20 protein-coding genes are annotated in these 17,725 nt (G+C 67.9%); 4 read left to right on the forward strand and 16 right to left on the reverse strand.

Annotated features, from left to right (window positions below; all coding sequences use genetic code 11):
* The 6 genes from H7290_RS04950 to H7290_RS04975 form a co-directional block, all read right to left on the reverse strand.
* Positions 1–1,416: bifunctional uroporphyrinogen-III C-methyltransferase/uroporphyrinogen-III synthase (locus H7290_RS04950; RefSeq protein ID WP_290512936.1), on the reverse strand; the 1,416-nt coding region annotated here is incomplete at its 3' end.
* 46 nt (positions 1,417–1,462) lie between these two features.
* Complete coding sequence (hemC, locus tag H7290_RS04955; protein WP_290512906.1) at positions 1,463–2,416, reverse strand: hydroxymethylbilane synthase; 954 nt, start codon at positions 2,414–2,416, stop codon at positions 1,463–1,465.
* On the reverse strand, positions 2,413–3,708 hold the full coding sequence (locus H7290_RS04960) for a glutamyl-tRNA reductase (RefSeq protein WP_290512907.1): 1,296 nt from the start codon (positions 3,706–3,708) through the stop codon (positions 2,413–2,415). The genes hemC and H7290_RS04960 overlap by 4 nt, the downstream gene beginning before the upstream one ends.
* Positions 3,705–4,391 carry a redox-sensing transcriptional repressor Rex gene (locus H7290_RS04965; RefSeq protein WP_290512908.1) on the reverse strand — a complete coding sequence of 229 codons (687 nt, stop codon included), beginning with the start codon at positions 4,389–4,391 and terminating at the stop codon, positions 3,705–3,707. Before H7290_RS04965 ends, H7290_RS04960 begins: the two co-directional genes overlap by 4 nt.
* Positions 4,392–4,515: 124 nt before the next feature.
* Entirely contained in the window at positions 4,516–4,779 is a 264-nt protein-coding gene (locus H7290_RS04970) for a glutaredoxin family protein (protein WP_290512909.1), read from the reverse strand.
* On the reverse strand, positions 4,776–6,350 hold the full coding sequence (locus tag H7290_RS04975) for an AMP-binding protein (protein ID WP_290512910.1): 1,575 nt from the start codon (positions 6,348–6,350) through the stop codon (positions 4,776–4,778). Before H7290_RS04975 ends, H7290_RS04970 begins: the two co-directional genes overlap by 4 nt.
* 51 nt (positions 6,351–6,401) lie before the next feature.
* Between H7290_RS04975 and H7290_RS04980 the strand changes: the two genes are divergently transcribed.
* From H7290_RS04980 to H7290_RS04990, 3 genes are all read left to right on the forward strand, one after another.
* Positions 6,402–7,286 carry an HAD-IB family hydrolase gene (locus tag H7290_RS04980; protein WP_290512911.1) on the forward strand — a complete coding sequence of 295 codons (885 nt, stop codon included), beginning with the start codon at positions 6,402–6,404 and terminating at the stop codon, positions 7,284–7,286.
* 46 nt (positions 7,287–7,332) lie between these two features.
* Positions 7,333–8,037, forward strand: coding sequence for a sigma-70 family RNA polymerase sigma factor (locus tag H7290_RS04985; protein ID WP_290512912.1), 705 nt, complete (start codon positions 7,333–7,335; stop codon positions 8,035–8,037).
* 100 nt (positions 8,038–8,137) lie between these two features.
* Positions 8,138–9,217, forward strand: coding sequence for a DUF5667 domain-containing protein (locus H7290_RS04990; protein ID WP_290512913.1), 1,080 nt, complete (start codon positions 8,138–8,140; stop codon positions 9,215–9,217).
* Positions 9,218–9,327: 110 nt separating this feature from the next.
* Here the strand turns inward: H7290_RS04990 and H7290_RS04995 are convergent, their stop codons facing one another.
* The 10 genes from H7290_RS04995 to H7290_RS05040 all read right to left on the reverse strand — a co-directional run bounded on the left by H7290_RS04995 (position 9,328) and on the right by H7290_RS05040 (position 16,739).
* Positions 9,328–9,546 (reverse strand): hypothetical protein, encoded by a 219-nt coding sequence (locus H7290_RS04995; RefSeq protein WP_290512914.1) that lies wholly within the window; start codon positions 9,544–9,546, stop codon positions 9,328–9,330.
* Positions 9,547–9,610: 64 nt separating this feature from the next.
* On the reverse strand, positions 9,611–10,867 hold the full coding sequence (locus H7290_RS05000) for a lysophospholipid acyltransferase family protein (RefSeq protein ID WP_290512915.1): 1,257 nt from the start codon (positions 10,865–10,867) through the stop codon (positions 9,611–9,613).
* On the reverse strand, positions 10,867–11,847 hold the full coding sequence (locus tag H7290_RS05005) for an NAD-dependent epimerase/dehydratase family protein (RefSeq protein ID WP_290512916.1): 981 nt from the start codon (positions 11,845–11,847) through the stop codon (positions 10,867–10,869). The genes H7290_RS05000 and H7290_RS05005 overlap by 1 nt, the downstream gene beginning before the upstream one ends.
* 4 nt (positions 11,848–11,851) lie before the next feature.
* A complete protein-coding gene (locus H7290_RS05010) occupies positions 11,852–11,953 on the reverse strand; it encodes an AURKAIP1/COX24 domain-containing protein (RefSeq protein ID WP_019143756.1) in 102 nt (33 codons plus the stop codon).
* Between the two features lie 230 nt (positions 11,954–12,183).
* The gene (locus tag H7290_RS05015; RefSeq protein ID WP_290512917.1) at positions 12,184–12,369 is read right to left on the reverse strand and encodes a helix-turn-helix domain-containing protein; all 186 of its coding nucleotides are present in this window, start codon (positions 12,367–12,369) and stop codon (positions 12,184–12,186) included.
* A gap of 157 nt (positions 12,370–12,526) precedes the next feature.
* On the reverse strand, positions 12,527–13,702 hold the full coding sequence (locus tag H7290_RS05020) for an acetoin utilization protein AcuC (RefSeq protein WP_290512918.1): 1,176 nt from the start codon (positions 13,700–13,702) through the stop codon (positions 12,527–12,529).
* Between the two features lie 9 nt (positions 13,703–13,711).
* Positions 13,712–14,518 carry a pyrroline-5-carboxylate reductase gene (gene proC, locus H7290_RS05025; protein WP_290512919.1) on the reverse strand — a complete coding sequence of 269 codons (807 nt, stop codon included), beginning with the start codon at positions 14,516–14,518 and terminating at the stop codon, positions 13,712–13,714.
* 63 nt (positions 14,519–14,581) lie between these two features.
* Positions 14,582–15,367: a sugar phosphate isomerase/epimerase gene (locus H7290_RS05030; RefSeq protein ID WP_290512920.1), complete on the reverse strand. Its 786-nt coding sequence runs from the start codon at positions 15,365–15,367 to the stop codon at positions 14,582–14,584.
* Positions 15,368–15,391: 24 nt separating this feature from the next.
* Positions 15,392–16,303 carry a Ppx/GppA phosphatase family protein gene (locus H7290_RS05035; protein ID WP_290512921.1) on the reverse strand — a complete coding sequence of 304 codons (912 nt, stop codon included), beginning with the start codon at positions 16,301–16,303 and terminating at the stop codon, positions 15,392–15,394.
* A 37-nt stretch (positions 16,304–16,340) separates the two neighbouring features.
* Entirely contained in the window at positions 16,341–16,739 is a 399-nt protein-coding gene (locus H7290_RS05040) for a GtrA family protein (protein ID WP_290512922.1), read from the reverse strand.
* 132 nt (positions 16,740–16,871) lie between these two features.
* Between H7290_RS05040 and H7290_RS05045 the strand changes: the two genes are divergently transcribed.
* Entirely contained in the window at positions 16,872–17,627 is a 756-nt protein-coding gene (locus H7290_RS05045) for a hypothetical protein (RefSeq protein ID WP_290512923.1), read from the forward strand.
* The last annotated feature ends 98 nt before the right edge of the window (positions 17,628–17,725 follow it).

Raw genomic sequence — 17,725 nt, forward strand, 5'->3', positions numbered from 1 at the left:
GCAGGCGATGATCGTCGACGTGTGCGGCCTGCCAGCAATGCCCACGAGGTTGCGGCCCGTCGACGACGGCGTGGACATCACGGCGTCGAACTTGCCACTCTTGATGGCCTCCCGCGTGGGAGCCGCGGGCGGGGCAGCCCGGACGGTGCGGTAGGCCGTGACGTCGTCGACCTCCCAGCCCAGGTCGACCAGGCCGGCGACGAGGGTCTCGGTGGCGATGTCGGCACGCGGCAGGAACACCCGGTTGATCGGGTCGAGCAGGTCGTCATAAGGCGGCCAGTCCTCGAGGAGCCCCCGGGCCGACTGCTCACCGGTAGGGATGAGGTCGGCGCGGATGCCCCACGTGGCGATGGCCTCGGCGGTCTTGTCGCCGACCGCCGCGATCTTCAGACCGGAGAAAGCACGCGCGTCGAGGCCGTACTCCTCGAACTTCTCACGCACCGCCTTGACGGCGTTGACGCTCGTGAAGACGATCCACTCGTAGCGGCCCTCGACGAGACCGCGCACTGCCTTGTCCATCTGCTGCGGGTTGCGCGGCGGCTCGACCGAGATGGTCGGGACCTCCTCGGAGATCGCGCCGAAACCACGCAGTCGGGCAGCAAGACCGGCCGACTGCTCCTTGGTGCGGGGCACCAGGATGCGCCACCCGTAGAGCGGCTTGGTCTCGAACCACGACAGCGCCTCGCGCATCGCGACGACCTGCCCGACGACGACGATCGCGGGTGCGGTCATGCCGGCCTCCCTGGCGTCTGCGGCGATGTCGGCCAGTGTCGAGACGACGGTGGTCTGCTCGGTCGTGGTGCCCACGCGGGTCATGGCGACCGGCGTCTCGGCCGAACGGCCGGCGCCGATGAGCCCGTCGGCGGCCTCGCCGATGCGGGCGACGGCCGACAACAGCACCAGTGTGTCCTCGCTGGCGTGGTCAGCCCAGTTGACTACCGCGTCACCGACGCTGACCACGGAGTACTCGCGGTGCGTGCGGTTGGTGAGGGGCACACCGGCGTAGGCCGGGACGGCCGACACCGAGGAGACGCCGGGCACGATCTCGAAGCCGATACCGGCCTTGCTGCACGCCGCGGCCTCCTCGGGCCCGGTGGCGTACGTGAACGGGTCGCCGGCCATCAGGCGGACGACGTGCGCACCGGTCTTGGCGTACTTGACGACGAGCTTGGACCGGGCGGCGTGAGTCAGGGTCTCGCCGTCTTCCCCGAGTCCGCCGTCAACGATCTCAGCGCCGTTGGTGACGAGCGCCGACTGCTCGGGCAGCTCCGTGATCACGACGTCCGCCTGGGCGAGCAGCTCGGCTGCTCTCACCGTCAGCAGACTCGCATCGCCCGGTCCCGCGCCGACGAAGCTCACGTGGCCGCGTACGACCTTGCGCGTACCGGGGCTGGGTGTCGACGGTGCTTCTCGCATCGCAGTGGTGAGGGTCACGGTGATCCTTTTCTCGTTCTGTCAGGGGTCATGAGGCTGCCGACACCAAGGCGTCGGCACCTTCGGCGAGCATCTCGACAGCAAGACGTTCACCGACCGCTGCGGCCTCGGAAGGCAGGCCGGTCGCGGACAGTCGGATGGTGGGCGAGCCGGAAGGACTTCCGACCACGGCACGAAGCCAGAGCTCGTCGCCGTCGTCGCCCCAGGCGACTTCGGCAAGAGCCCCCACGGGGGCACTGCAGCCAGCCTCGAGTGTGGCGAGGAGGCTTCGTTCGGCGGTGACGGCAGCACGCGTGTCGCTGTCGTCGAGGCCACTGAGCAGGCGAATCGTCACGTCATCATCGGCGCGACACTCGCACGCAAGCGCTCCCTGCCCGGGGGCGGGAAGCATCTGCAGTGGGTCTATCACTTCGGTCGCTTCCTCGGCCCTGCCGAGGCGGAGCAGCCCGGCACGCGCCAGGAGCACCCCGTCGTAGTCGCCAGAGACAACCTTGGCGATACGAGAGTCGACGTTGCCGCGGATCGGCACGACCAACAGGCCGAGTCCGAGCGCGTTGATCTGGGCCTCACGCCGCGGGGAGCCGGTGCCGACCCGCGCGCCCTGCGGAAGCTCGCCGAGAGTGAGGCCGTCGCGGGCCACCAGGCAGTCGCGGGCATCCTCGCGTTGCGGGATGGCCGCGAGCGCGAGGCGGGGGTCGGGGGTCGTGGGAAGGTCCTTGAGCGAGTGCACGGCGATGTCGACGTCGCCACGCACAACGGCCTCGCGAAGAGCAGACACGAACACGCCCTGGCCGCCCATGTCGGCGAGAGGCTCACCACTGCGGTCGCCCTCGGTGGAGATCGGGACCAGTACGACCTCGACGCCAGACTCGGCGCGCAGACGGGCGGCGATCAGCTCGGACTGCGTCATGGCGAGGGTGCTGGCCCGGGTGCCGAGCCTGAGCGTGGTGTGGCGGACGACTGTGTCCTGCGCGGCGATCATGCGGGGTCTCCCTTGACCTGGGCCACGGCGTCGACGGCCGACTGGTCGAGGGCGAACAGGTCGGCGAGCGCATCGGCGTACGTGAGGCCGGCCGGGCCGTCGACGAGCTGCTGGACGCGGACCGTGGGAGCGTGGATGAGCTTCTCGGCGACGCGATGCAGGGCCTTGCGCACCGTCGCGAGCTCTTCGGTGCTGAGGCCGGGGAGGCGCGACTCAATGCGTGCGAGCTCGGCCGCGACGACGTCGGTCGCCATGGTCCGCAGCGCGACGACGGTGGGCGTGATGTGCGAGGCGGCCTTCGCCGCAAGGAAGGTGCGCACCTCGTCGTCGACGATCGAGCGCACCTGATCGACGTCCGCGGCGAGGTCGGCGTTCTCGGAAAGCCCTGACAGCACGACGAGGTCGACGAGCGTGACGCCGTCGAGCTCGCGCACCTCCGGATCGATGTCGCGGGGCAGGGCGAGGTCGATCAGCGCCATCTTCCGCCCCGCGGCAGCCTGTGCGACGCGGTCGCGGTCGAACACGACACCGCTGGCGCCGGTGCAGCTGATCAGCACGTCGGCCGCCGACAGCTCCACATCCATCGCCTGCCAGCGGACTGCGCTGACGCCGAAGGTCGCGACGAGCGCGTAGGCGCGCTGGAAGGTGCGGTTGGCCACCATGATGCGGTGGGGTGCAACACCTCGCTCGACGAGGGTGCGGACTGCGAGGGTGGCCATCGTGCCGGCTCCGGCGACCAGGAACCGCGAGTCGTCGGCGTCGACGACCGAACCCGCGGCGTCAAGGCCCGCGGTGACGATGGAGGGAGCGAGCCGGTCGATGCCCGTCTCGGCGTGACCGCGCTTGCCGATGCGCAGGGCCTGCTGGAACAGCGCATTGAGGGCCGAGCCCACGGTCGACTCGGCCTGCGCGCCGTGGAGGGCTTCGCGGACCTGGCCGAGGATCTGGCTCTCGCCCAGGATCATCGAGTCCATGCCTGACGCCACACCGAAGAGATGGGCGACGGCCGCTTCGTCGTAATGGACGTAGACGTGTTGGACGAAGTCGTCGCGGTCAAGGCCGGAGTGGTCGGCGAGCAGGCGCGAGACCTCCTCGACCGCTCCGTGAAAGCGCTCGGCCTCGACATAGATCTCGACGCGGTTACAGGTCGAGATGACGACCGACTCGGTGACGAAAGGAGTGTCGAGCACGACGTGCGACAGCTTGACCGCCGCGTCGGTGTCGAGCGACGCACGCTCGAGGACGTCGATGGGAGCCGACTTGTGGGACATGCCCACGACCAGGACGCTCATGGGCGGCCTCCAGACGCTGCGGGAGCCTTGCGCTGCTCGTGATACGCCAAGATCTGCAGCTCGATCGACAGGTCGACCTTGCGGACGTCGACGCCGTCGGGCACCTGGACGAGTGCGGGAGCGAAGTTGAGGATGCTGGTGATTCCTGCCGAGACCAGTCCGTCGGCCACCTCTTGGGCGGCACTGCCGGGTGTCGCGATGATGCCGATGGAGATCTGCCGGTCGCGGATGACGGCGTCAAGGTCGGCCATCGCCGTGACCACGATGCCCGAGATGCTGGTGCCGATGCGTCGGGGGTCGGCGTCGACGAGAGCCGCGACGCGGATGCCGCGAGAGCTGAACCCCTGGTAGGCCGAGAGCGCCGACCCGAGATTGCCGACGCCCACGATGACGACGTCCCAGTCCTGGGTCTGGCCGATCTCGCGCGCAATCTGGTAGCGGAGGTACTCGACGTCGTAGCCGACCCCGCGGGTCCCATACGAGCCGAGATACGAAAGGTCCTTGCGCAGCTTCGGCGGGTTGACCCCGGTGTCCTGGGCCAGGTCGTTGGACGAGCACGTCGCTACGCCCTGCTCCGTCAGCGCGTTGAGCGCGCGCAGGTATATCGGCAGGCGCGCGACCGTGGCATCAGGGATGCCTCGGGTGGTTCCATCGGCGGACCGAGGAGTGCGAAGTATGGTCACATTGCTCCTGCACTGTGCGGCCGGGGATTATCCCTGTCGGGACTGGCACGCGGTGCAGTTCCAGTTTAGGAGTTTGTGAACGCGTTAACAAAATCGAGACATCATCCGTGCGATTTGTCACACGTCAGGCGCGACGCGCCAGGGCTGCCTTCAGGCGTACGGGATCGACCCTCCAGAAGTCGTGCTGGCCCCCGTCGACGAACGTCACCGGCACCTGTTCGGTGAATCGGGACGACAGGTCCGGGTCGGTCGCGATGTCGACGCGGACCCACGTGTCGCCGGTCTGCGCACAGACGTCGGCGACCTGCGCCTCGGCGGCCTCGCACAGGTGGCACCCGGCGCGCGAGTAGACGACGACACGCGCGTCGGACGCGTGGGCGATGGTCATGACGCGTCCAGACCCAACGTCTCGCTCCGGGCCAGGGACCTCAACCTGCCCTTGGCGACCTTGCCCGTCGCCGAGTGCGGAAGCCCTTGCACGACCACGACACGTCGAGGTTGCTTGAACCGTGCGAGCCGGGTGCGGCAGTGCGCCTCGACCGCCTCGAGCAGCACCGTGTGGTCGGCCGGGTCGGCGCTGTCGGGAACGACGAACGCGACGACGGCTTCGCCGGTCTCCTCGTCGGGCAGGCCCACGACCGCGACCTGCGCGACACCCGGCACCTCGGCGATGATGTCCTCGACCTCGAACGGGTAGACGTTGGAGCCCGACACGATCACGAGCTCGCGCAGCCGATCGACGAGAGCCAGGTCGCCGTCGCCGTCGAGGTAGCCGACGTCACCCGTGGGATACCAACCGTCGGAACGGGGGCCGTCGACGCCGTCGGGCCAGTAGCCGGAGAACAGGTTGTCGCCCCGGACCCAGATCTCGGCCGGGTCGCCGGACGTCGAGTCGTCGCCGTTCGCCTCGACGATGCGCACCTCGATGCCGGGCAGCGGACGGCCGACCGAGCCAGCCTTCGCGGGGGTACCGGCTTGTCGCGGTGAGCCGAGCGTCGTCGCGATGACCGGAGCCGTCTCGGTGAGCCCGTAGCCCTGCTCGATGCGCTTGCCTGATGAGGCAAAGAAGGTCTCCGCGAGATCGGGGTCGAGTGCCGAGGCCCCCGACAGGATCATCGTGACGTCGGCCAGCTTGTGACGCAGGTCGTCGCGCCCGGCCCAGGCAGCGATGACCGGCGGGGCGAGCGGAAGGGTGGTGACGCCCTCCGCCACGATGTCGTCGAGCAGGCCTCCGGCGTCGAAACCATCGACCAGCAGCACTCGAGCGCCCTGCTTGACAGCCTGGCCGAGCACGCAGTTGAGCCCGTAGATGTGGAACATCGGCAACAGCCCGAGGCAGACGTCATCGGACGTCATGGCAGGCGGGTCGAGCGTGGCGATCTGCTCGATGTTGGCGATCAGCGCACGGTGCGTGAGCATCGCGCCACGAGGCTTGCCGCTGGTGCCGGACGTGTAGAGGACGACCGCCAGGGCCTCGGCATCCGGTGGGGCAGCTGGCTCAGCACCCGATGCATCGGCCAAGAAGGTGTCGAACGCGGTCTCGCCCTTCCTGGGCTTCACGCCGCCGACGATGATGCTGACGTGGTGCTCGTCGGTGACCGCCTCGCGGACCTGGGCGACTCCGGCCTCGTCACAAAGGACGACGCGCGCTACCGAGTCCGCCAGCATGCGACCGATTTCGCGGGTCGTCGAGCGCGGGTTGATCGGCACGGCGACCATGCCCCCACGCAAGATACCGAAATAGGCGATCGGCAGATCGATACGGTTGGCCATGACGATCGCCACCCGCTGACCGGCGACGAGTCCACGGCCGGAGAGCCCCCTCGCCACGTCGTCCGCGGCCTCGTCGAGCTGGCGCCAGGTGACCTCACGGCGAATGGTGCGGTGCTCGACCAGCGCCACTCCATCGGGGTTGTTGGACGCGGCGCCGCGGAGGTACTCGCTGACATTGACCGTCACGCTTCGAGTCAACCACAGGTCGCCAGCCCGGAGGACGTTAGTCTCAGTTGCATGTCACGGGAAACCTCGCCCGACCGACGACGCAACCTTCAGTCGAGATCGGTCCTCTCCGGCCAGGCAGCGGCCTCGGCCTCCGAGATGGAGAACGCCCTCTCGACCGCGCCCGATCTGCGCGGAGCAGCCTTCTTCGATGTTGACAACACCATCATGCAGGGCGCCTCGATCTTCCACCTCGCCCGAGGTTTGCACGAGCGGAAGTTCTTCACGACGAAGGACATCTTCATGGCCACGTGGCAGCAGCTCTACTTCCGGCTCGCGGGGGTCGAGGATCCCGAGCACATCGCCAATGCCCGCGCCACAGGGCTGGCGTTCATCGCCGGCCATCGGGTCAGTGAGCTCGAGGAGATCGGTGAGCAGATCTTCGACAAGCACATGGCGCACAAGATCTGGCCCGGCACCCGGGCGATCGCCCAGTGGCACCTCGATCGAGGACAGCGGGTCTGGCTCGTGACAGCCGCCCCGGTCGAGATTGCCGCCGTGATCTCACGGCGCCTCGGCCTGACCGGTGCCCTGGGCACCGTGTCGGAGCACATCGACGGCGTCTACACCGGTGAGCTCGTCGGTGAGATGCTGCACGGCGAGGGCAAGGCCGTGGCGATCCGCGCGCTCGCCGAGCGGGAGAATCTCGTGCTCGCCGACTGCTATGCCTATTCTGACTCCAGCAACGACCTCCCGATGCTGTCGCTCGTCGGGCACCCGTGCGCGGTCAACCCCGACTCCACGCTTCGTGCGCACGCCAAGGCCAACGGTTGGCGGATCCGCGACTACCGCACCGGCCGCAAGGTCGCCGTGTTCAGCGGCAAGACGGCAGTGGCGGCGATGGCCGCCGGTGGAACCTGGAAAGCGCTCCGTCTCAGGAAAAAACAAACACGCTGACATCGTCGGTTCTTGAGGTTAGAATCACCGTGATCAGGGAGGGCCTGTGACCATTCGCTTCTGCGCGCTACGCCGCGCGTTGGCGTGCGCGCTCGCGATCCCCGACGACCGGTCGCTGCTGATCGCCCTCGCCTCCACCCCCGACTCACCGTCCTACGCGCCGGTCGGATCCTCACCCGGGCCCGACGAGTCGTTCGATCCCGAGCACACCCGCCTCCGCGCCCTCGTCGACCTGGCCAAGGAAGGCGACGCCGAAGCGTTTGGACAGCTCTACGACCACTACGTCACCGGCGTCTTCAGATTCGTGTACTACCGCGTCGGATCTCAACAGCTCGCCGAGGACCTGACAAGCGAAACGTTCGTCCGCGGTCTTCGGGCGATCCAGCGCTTCAACTGGCAGGGCAAGGACTTCGGCGCCTGGCTCACCACGATTGCCCGCAACCTCGTCGCCGACCATTTCAAGTCGAGCCGCGCGCGCCTCGAGATCGTGTCGGAGACGATTCCCGAAGGCAAGAACACGGTGGCCAGCCCCGAGCAGGAGGTGCTCGCGCTCATCTCCAACGAGATGCTCTTCGAAGCCGTCAACGGCCTCCCCAACGAGCAGCGCGATTGCATCCTGATGCGGTTCATCCAGGGCCTGTCCATCGCCCAGACCGCAGCAGCCCTCGGGCGCAGCGAGGGCGCCATCAAGCAGCTTCAGCTGAGGGCCGTCCGCAGCCTCGCGAAGACCATGCCTGAGGACGCCAGATGACCCATCAGGTCAGGACTTCTGGCGGGTCGTGGAACCGTAACTTTCCCGGTTCTGAGGTCGTTGAGCGTAGTGGAACATCCGCTGGAGTAAGGAACCCGTTATGATCGGCCGTCGCTCGCACGACGAAGCCCAGTCCTTCGAGGAGGCCTGGAGTGGCGGTGCGCCCCGCGACGAGCACATTGCTGACCTGGTGGACTTCGTCGAGGCCCTGTGCCGGTCCGCCGTGATCGAGCCAGATCCGGATTTTTGCGAGTCGCTGCGCACCCGACTGATGACCGAGGCCGTGACTGTTCTGGTCCCGACGCCTCACCTGGCCACCCCCGCCAGGACGCACACGACCAAGCCGCACACGATCCACAAGCACGGCGCGCAACGCCCCTCCCTGCGTAGTCGGATGGCTGGTATCACGGTCGCCGCGGTGGCATCGGTAGGCGTCGTTGGCCTGGTTGCCTCGAGCGCCTCTGCCATGCCCGGCGAGATGCTCTACCCGGTCAAGCGCGGAGTTGAGTCCGTCGAGCTCGCCCTGCACCGCGACGACGCGTCACGAGGCAGCTTCCAGCTCAAGCAGGCGTCCGAGCGGCTTGCCGAGATCAGTGAGATGGGTGGCACCGGTCCAGGCCCGTCCAGCGACCTCGTCGCCCACACCCTGGACGATTTCGCTCAACAGGCCGAGGCCGGGTCATCCGCTCTCTTCGCCGACTACTCCGACAGCGGCTCCACGAAGTCAGTACGAATCGTCAACGACTTCGCCGCCACTTCGACCGCCGGGCTGTCGGCGCTGTCCGAGAACATGCCGGCTGACGCCACCGAATCGTTCGACTCCGCCACCAAGACCATCAACGACCTTGCCATCAGGGCGTCCTCGCTCTGCAGTGCCTGCGCGAGCACCGACGCGCAGGCCTTGGTCAACGCCGTCAAGGGGCTCGCGAAAAGTACGCCTGCCAGAGGCAAGGCTCCGTCCGGTTCCACGAAGGACACGGACGGATCAGCGAAGAAGGAGCCCGTCAGCACCCGTCCGACGGCGGGTTCATTGACGCCGATCCTCCCGACCCTGCCGTCGGTGACCGACTCCCCCACCACCGGCGAGCCGGCGACACCAGATGTCGGCGGGCTGCTCGGCACCGGTGACCACCCGGGTCTCGTCGAGGGCCTGGTCGATGGCCTCGGCGCCACACAGTAGCAGGGTGCAGGGCTGACGTAGCAGTGCAGAGCGGGGCGCCTCAGCGCCCTCCGTCCCGGTGAACATGACGACTCACCGGTCAGGTCATCACACGCCGGTTGCGCCCCATGTCAGTGGAGCACCTCATCGACGTGCACGTCGCCATCGTTGGTATCGATCGCCTTGACGAGGACTGTCACCTGCTCATCGGAGACCTCGACGCCTGCCTCGGTGAAGCCCTTGCGGAGCTCGTCCTCGACGGTGCCCGCAGGCGCCCCGTCCTGGTAGGCGGCGACGCGGTCGACGACGGCCTGCCTCGCCTCGTGCTCTGGTGTCCGATTCTCAGTCATGGCGAAGAACTACCCCCGCCACCCGATCTCACACGCACCGGCCGACGCCGCGCCGCCCGACGGATCAGAAGAAGGCGTTACCGCGATCGACGAGGAGACCGTACAGCGTCTGCTGGATGGTCTCACGCACCTGGTCGGTGACGTTGAACAGCAGCATCGGGTCGTCCGCCGCCTCAGGTTCGAAGGCATCTGTGCGGATTGGTTCGCCGAACTCGATGATCCACTTGCTCGGCAGCGGTACCAGCCCGAGCGGACCAAGGAGCGGGAAGAAGGGCGTGATGGGCAGATAGGGCAACCCGAGCAGCCGAGCAAGCGAGGGAACGTTGCCCACCAGGGGGTAGATCTCCTCAGCACCAACGATGGAGACCGGCACGATCGGCACCTGAGCCCGCATCGCCGAGGACACGAAACCACCGCGGCCGAATCTCTGGAGCTTGTAGCGCTCAGCGAAGGGCTTGCCGATGCCCTTGAACCCCTCCGGCCACACCCCGGCGAGCTCGCCTGTCGTGAGGAGCCGTTCCGTGTCCTCCTGGCAGGCAAGGGTGACGCCGACCTTGCGGGCGACCTGGCCCACGAACGGCAACGAGAACACCAGGTCTGCACCGAGCGGACGCAGGTTGCGGCCGGCATACTTCTTGACCGCGTAGCCCGTGATCATGCCGTCGATCGGGACGGTGCCGGAGTGGTTGGCCACCAGCAACGCGCCGCCCTCGGTGGGGATGTTCTCGATGCCCCGCACCTCGAGCCTGAACCACTTTTCCGCGAGGGGCTCGATGGCGGCGATCATGACCTCGGTGATCTGAGGGTCGAAACCAAACTCGTCAACCTCGTAGTCGCCACTGAGACGTTTGCGGATGGTCGCCAGCAGGACGGCGATGCGGGACTCCCAATCGGTGCCGAGCACACGCTGCGCCGCCTGGACCACGGCCACCATGATCTCGTCGATGGGGATGCCGGCAGACAGCGGGGCCGCACCTGCCGTGCGCGTGCGGCGCGCTGCCTCGTCAGCTGCGGCCGCGGCAGCAGCTGCGGCATCTTCCTCGGTGACCGCGCGCAACCGGGGCTTGTCATCGACGGGTGCAGCAGCCTGTTTCGTCGCGGGCTTCGAGGCTGTTGCCTTCTTCTTCGCGGCGGGTGCCGCCTTCTTGGGCATGGTTGCCGCCCTCGTGGCGACAGGCTCGACTGCCTTCTTGACCTTCGTGACCGGCTTCCTGGCTGGTGCACTACCGGCGATGGAGCGGGCAGCGGCCGACGGCGACGTCGAGCGGTTGCCGCGTCCGGGCTGTCCGCCGGATCCGATGGTCTTGCGTTCGTCGGGCATCAGCGACCTCCCACTGCCGACAGGATGCCCGGGCGTACAGAGCTGCGGAACAAGTCGAAGGTCTCGGCGGACGACCGGGCCGGCTCGAACCCGAAGATGTCGCGCAGCGCCGACGTGTCGACGACCCGCCCATAGGTCAGGAGCCTGTGCAGGTCGGGCGAGATGTCTGAACCCATGGCGCGGATGACCCGCCGTGAGGCGGAGGCGAAACCGATCGGCGGGAGAGGGATGACCGGGCGGCCGAGACGGCGTGCCGCCTGGCTGAGCAGGACAACTCCGTCACCGGCGACGTTGAACGTGCCGGGTCGGTCCTTCAGGACCGCCTCGGTGAGGACGTTCAAGGCGTCCTCCAGGTCGAGGAACTGCAGTCGTGGGTCGTATCCCATGACGGTCGGCAGGACGGGGTTGGCAAAGTAGCTGCCCAGGGGCGAGTCGATATCGGGGTGCAGCACCTGCGCCGAGCGCAAGGTCGTGGTGATGACCTCAGGGCGACGACGCGAGAACCCACGCACGTACGACTCGACCTCGACCATGTCTTTGGGGAAGCCGCTTCGCACGCCGCCACGAGCAGGCAAGGACTCGGTGAACATCGCCGGGTCACGCGGTGACGTGCCGTAGACGGCCGCGGACGACCCGAGCACGAGCTTGGCGATGTTGGACGAACGCTGGCACGCGGCGAGCAGCTGCATCGTCCCGATGACATTGAGCTCCTTGGCACCGCTGGCGCGCCCGCGCTTGGGCGGGTTGACGTCGAGGTGGACGACGGTGTCGGCCTCCTCAACTGCGATGACCTTGCCGACCACCGAGGTGCGGATGTCGGCGCGGACATACTTCACACGGCCGAGGTCGCCGGCTGGGAGAATGGTGTCGATGCCGACGACCTTGTCGATGCCGGACGTCTCGCCGAGACCCGCCAACCGCCGCGCGAACCGCGCGGCGAACGGGCTCGCGACACCCGTGACGAGAACGACCCGGCTCATGGGGCTACTTGCCCAGACGCCGACGCTGCACTCGTGTGCGCTTCAGCATCTTGCGGTGCTTCTTCTTCGACATCCGCTTGCGACGCTTCTTGATGACTGAACCCACGGGTCACTTCTCAATCCTGGTTGTCCACGCAAGGTGGCTGGTGCGCTGAATCTGTGTGCGCTGAGATCGGTGGCCAACCCGATCGCCGGGGCCGTCGGGGACGGGCTCGGTCTTCGGTTTTGGCTGGCCCCAGACTACACGGGGTCGATTGCTTGTCGCGCCGCAGACCATGACTCCAGGCCGTCACCGCGCCTGCGATGACGGGTGGTCGGCGAGCGAGGAAGTCCGGCTCAACCGGCTTCGAAGTACGACTTGTCGAGGAATTCCGCGACAGCATGCTCAGGCACCCGGAACGACCGTCCGACACGCACGGCCTCAAGCTCGCCGGAGTGCACGAGACGGTAGACCGTCATCTTCGAGACGCGCATCTGACCCGCCACCTCGGCGACGGTCAGGAACGACGGTCCGGACGCCATCTCACCACCTGCTTCCTGAGGGGCACGCGCGCTCTCCGGCTTCCCCACCGGAGAACAGCGCGCGTGCCTTGGTTGAGACTAGTGCCTCACGAGGTCTCCAGAACAGTAGTTGCCAAAAATCCGCTCGAGTGGGGCTGATCACGTCATCAGCACCCTGTCAGGGCTGCGGATCGAGCCCGTTGAGCGGGAATGAGGCAATGCGGGTGGCCTGGATGGAGCGGTCGAGCCAGCTCGCGGGGTCGTAGCCCTGTTCCCACGCGCGGTAGGCGATGGTGCGGCCGTCGGTCATGCGCGACGGGGCGGCCGTGCCGCGGAGGCGCTCGATGTGTTCACGCCACGTGTCAGGCGTCAGCACTGACGGGTCGAGCGGTGCGCCAGCCACGATCGCCATGAGGTGAGCCCACGCGCGCGGGACCACGTCCATGACCGCGTAGCCGCCGCCGCCGGTGGCGACCCACTTGCCGCCGCACACCTCCTCGGCGAGGTCGCGCAGCGCCAGGTACGACGCGCGCTGGCCGTCAACGCTGAGCATCAGGTTGGTCAGGGGATCGTCCATGTGTGAGTCGCAACCGTGCTGCGTCACGAGGATGTCGGGCTTGAACTCCCGCACCAGCGGGGGCGCGACAGCGTGGAACGCGCGAAGCCATCCGGCGTCGGACGTTGCCGGAGGCAGGGGCATGTTGACTGCCGACCCCTCAGCACCCTCACCACCGGTCTCGGTCGAGAAGCCCGTGCCGGGGAACAACGTCTGCGGGCCCTCATGGATCGAGATCGTCAGCACCCGCGGCTCGTTCCAGAACATCTTCTGCACCCCGTCGCCGTGGTGCGCATCGACGTCGACGTACGCGACCCGCTGCGCTCCGTTGTCAAGGAGCCATTGAATCGCGAGGGCGACGTCGTTGTAGATGCAGAAGCCACTCGCGTTGGCGGGCATCGCGTGATGGAGCCCGCCGCCGATGTTCACGGCTCGCGGGGACCGGCCGGTCCAGACCCTGCGTGCGGCCTCCACACTGGCACCGGCGATGAGTGCGCTGGCCTCGTGCATGTGGGCGAACACGGGGTTGTCCTCGGTGCCGAGGCCGTGACTCGGATCGGCATACGTCGGGTGGTCGCTGAGCTTGTGCACCCTCTCGATGTAGGACGGGGAGTGGATCCGGCCGAGCTCGTCGTCGGTTGCCGGCGCGGCACCCACGACGTCGAGATTCTCCAGGATGCCGAGCTCACCGGCGAGGCCCATCGTCAGCTCGATGCGGATCGGCGCCATGGGATGCGACTCACCGAAGTCGTACGAGGTGAGGTGCTCATCGAAGACGACGCACGCGCGGTCGGTCATGGACGAAGCCTAGGCCGGGCCGGCGAGCTCTGCGGAACGAGCGGCGCAGGCAAGCACTCCGGCGACGAGCGCCTGCCGGACGCCCAGGTCGTCGAATGTCGCGATCGCGGCGGCGGTGGTGCCGTTGGGTGAGGTGACGCGCCGCCTCAGGTCCTCGGCGGTGTCGTCGGACCCGGCGAGCAGCGCAGAGGCCCCGACGAGGGTCTGGGCGGTGAGCGTGCGGGCGGTGGCCTCGTCGAGCCCCGCCTCGATGCCACCCGCGATCATCGCCTCAGCAAGGTAGAAGACGTATGCCGGGCCAGACCCGGACACCGCCGTGACACCGTCCTGCTTGCTCTCGTCGACGACGACGACCTTGCCGCCAGAACCAAGCAGCTCGACGACGCTCGACAGCTGCTCGTCGCTGACCCCGGGTCCAGGCGAGATGCCGAACATGCCCTCTCCGATGAGGACCGGGGTGTTGGGCATTGCCCTGACCACCGCAACCCCGTCGGGCAGGGCTGAGCGCATCGCGGCGATCGTGGTGCCAGCGGCCAGCGAGACGACCGTGGTGCCCGGTCGCACGGACGAAGCGATCTCGACGAGGAGCGACGGTACGTCCTGCGGCTTGACGACCAGGAGGACGACATCGGCCGTCGCGGTGGCCTCGGCGTTGCCCATCACCTCGACGCCGTGGGTCTCGTGGAGCTCTGCCGCCCGCTCGGCTCGCTTCTCACTGATCACGACGTCGGCGGCGGGGCGGCCCGATCGCAGGATGGCCGCGAGAAGGGTCTCGCCCATCACGCCGGCGCCGAGGATCGCGATGCGTTGGGTCATGCAGGTGACACTAGTCCGGCCCGAGGGGAGCGAGGGGCAGTGGTCGAGGAAGCCGGTGAGACGTCAGACGGTCGCGTGCAGACGGGTGAACTCGAGGGCCTCGACCAAATCGGCCTCGCGCACCGTCTGGTCGGTCGCCTTGCGGGTGTTGATCTCGACGACGATCTCGCCGGTGAAGCCCGAAGCAGCGACGTGGGCAAGGAACTCCTCGCACGGTTGGGTGCCTCGCCCGGGGATCATGTGCTCGTCCTTGGCCGACCCCGAACCATCGGCGATGTGCACGTGCGCGAGACGGTCGCCGGCGTCCTTCGCCATCTGGACAGGGTCGCGGCCCGCGGTGGAGCTGTGCGAGAGGTCGAGTGTCACGTGGGCGAAGTCGTGATCGACGGGGTTCCAACCCGGTGCGTAGGCCTGGAACTCACGCTTGCCCGTGCGCCACGGGTACATGTTCTCGACGGCGTACGTGACGCCGTGCTCGGCCTCGAGGTCGGCGATGCCCTCGACGAAGCCCTTGGCGTAGTCGCGCTGCCACCGGAACGGCGGGTGGACCACGATGACGCTGGCACCGACCTCGTGTGCCATCTCGGCGCTGCGGTGCAGCTTCTCCCACGGGTCACTGCCCCACACCCGCTGCGTGACCAGGAGGCACGGCGCATGGATCGACACCACGGGGATGTCGTGGAAAGCGCTCAAAGCCTTGATCGCGGTGATGTCTGCGCTGACATCATCGATGCCGACCATCACCTCGACCCCGTCGTAGCCGAGCCGGGCCGCGGCCTCGAAGCCGCTCGCCGTCGAGCCCGGATAGACCGACGAGGTCGACAGAGAGACGCGGATGGGGTCAGACACAGGGTCAACAGTAGGACGACGGGGCTAGAGGCCGTCCAGATGCTCCAGCAAGACGCCTTCTCGCAACGCCCACGGACAGATCTCGAGCTCGGTCAGATCGAAGAGTGCCATCGTCGCCTCGGCCACGATGGCACCGGCCTGGATCTGGTGGGCACGGTCCGGGGAGACTCCCGGGAACTTGGCGATGTCGTCGACGTCCATCGTCACGAGGTCATCGACCAGCTGCGAGAGATCGGCCCGGTGAAGCACTCTTCGGACGTACTGTCCGTCGTGCGACGACGCCGCCCCGCAGATCCTGGCGAGCGAACGGAAGGTCTTGCTGGTCGCGACGGCACGGTCGAACGCACCGCCGCGCAGGATCGCTCCGGCCTGCTCGGCGACCGCCGAACGGACGTGCAGCCGCAGCTCGGGCGTCGTGCGACCGGCTTGGATCCACTCACGGGTGAGGCGTCCTGCGCCCAGCGGCAGCGACTGCGCGACGTCGGGCGTCTCATCAGAACCCGCGGCGAGCTCGAGCGAGCCGCCACCGATGTCGAAGACGCCGAGCCGGCCGGCGGACCAACCGAACCAGCGACGCACTGCGAGGAAGGTGAGCCGGGCCTCATCGTCGCCGGCCAGAACCTGGAGGTCGAGGCCGCTGGCCTGGTTGACCTGGGCGATGACGTCCTCGGCATTCACGGCGTCGCGAACTGCCGAGGTGGCGAACGCCAGGATGGTCGTGCACCCCTTGTCCTCAGCCTCGGCTCGCGCGTCGACGACGTACTTGACCAGTCGGGCCACGCCTTCCGCGGTGACCGCCTGCTCGTCGTCAAGGTGCTCGGCGAGACGAAGCGGCTCCTTGTAGGAGTGGGCGGGCACGGGTGGGCCGCCTCGGAAGGCGTCCACCACCAGGAGGTGCCCGGTGTTGGAGCCGATGTCGAGGACGCCCATACGCATACGTCCATTCTGACACCGCCGAAGGTCGGCGTGCGGCTCAGGCGGTCCCGGAAACCGAGTCTGTCTGCCGCGGCGCCGCAAAGACGAAGAACTTGAACATCAGGAAGAGGTATCCGGCCACCACGAAGATCGCCAGGCCCTGGACCCAGACGTGCGAGTAGCCCAGCCGGTCCACGAGGACAACGAGGATCGCGAGGTTGAGCAGGTAGCCGATGCCGTGCGCGACGACATAGCGGCCTCCCGCGCTCCACATGCTCCCATCGTGCCCGAACGTCAGCTTGCGGTTCGCGAAGAAGCTGATGGTGGCGGCGGTGAGGTAGACGATCGTCATCGCGACGGTGGGCGCGCTGCCCCATGCCGTGATCAGGACATAGATGCCGAAGGCGATGGCGTTGCTCGTGAGGCCGATGAGGCCGTAGCGGATGAGCTGGCGCACGTGTCTCCATCGGTGATCAGCGATCGGGCGTGCACGCTGGGCAGAGTGCGGGTCCATTCTAGCCGGGGGACACCGCTGCCCGTGCCGATCGCGGAGTACCTCCGTTCACCCCCGCCGACTAGAGTGGAGGCAATGCCTGAAGTCGAGCTCGGATTCCCGCGGACCTACGTGGAGTTCACCAACCCGGACGATGAGTCCGAGGTCTTCCGCTGCGACCTGACGTGGCTCAGCTCGCGGTGGACCTGCGTCTTCGGCGCTGGCTGCCCCGGCATCTACGACACGTCACCCGAAGCGGGTTGCTGCACGCTCGGGGCACACTTTTCGGACGACGACGATGCACAACGTGTCGGCGCCGCCATGCAGAAGCTGACCCCGGCGCACTGGGAACGTCACGCCGAGGGTCACCGCGGGGGCTGGACCGAGAAGGACGGCGACGGCGAGCTCAAGACGCGCACGTTCGAGGGCGCCTGCATCTTTCACAACTCAGCGGGCTTCGAAGGCGGATACGGTTGCGCGCTCCACGGATACGCGCTCGCCGAGGGGCTCAAGCCGCACACCGTCAAGCCTGACGTGTGCTGGCAGCTGCCGTTGCGCCGACAGTTCCGTGAGGTCGACCGGGGCGACGGCTCGACGTACACCGAGACCCAGATCGGCGAGTACACCCGGGCGGGATGGGGGCCGGGCGGCGCCGACCTCGACTGGTACTGCTCGTCCAACACCGAGGCGCACGTGGGCATGGAGCCGGTCTACATCTCCAACCGCGACGAGCTGACCGAGCTCATGGGCGTGGCGGGATATGCACTTCTCGCCCAGCACCTCGAGCAGTTCGGCGCCACTGGCCTGCCGACACCCCACCTGGCCGATCCGCCCACCCCGGAAACTCGGTAGAGCGACCACGTCGTCCAGCCGATCGGCGTGGAGAGTCCGGCGCGACAAGCGCGCGGGGATGCCGCGGCGGCTCTCGACCTTCGCGCGCGTCTGACGTC

This window comes from Aeromicrobium sp., assembly GCF_014378035.1.
In the GTDB taxonomy this organism is placed as follows: domain Bacteria; phylum Actinomycetota; class Actinomycetes; order Propionibacteriales; family Nocardioidaceae; genus Aeromicrobium.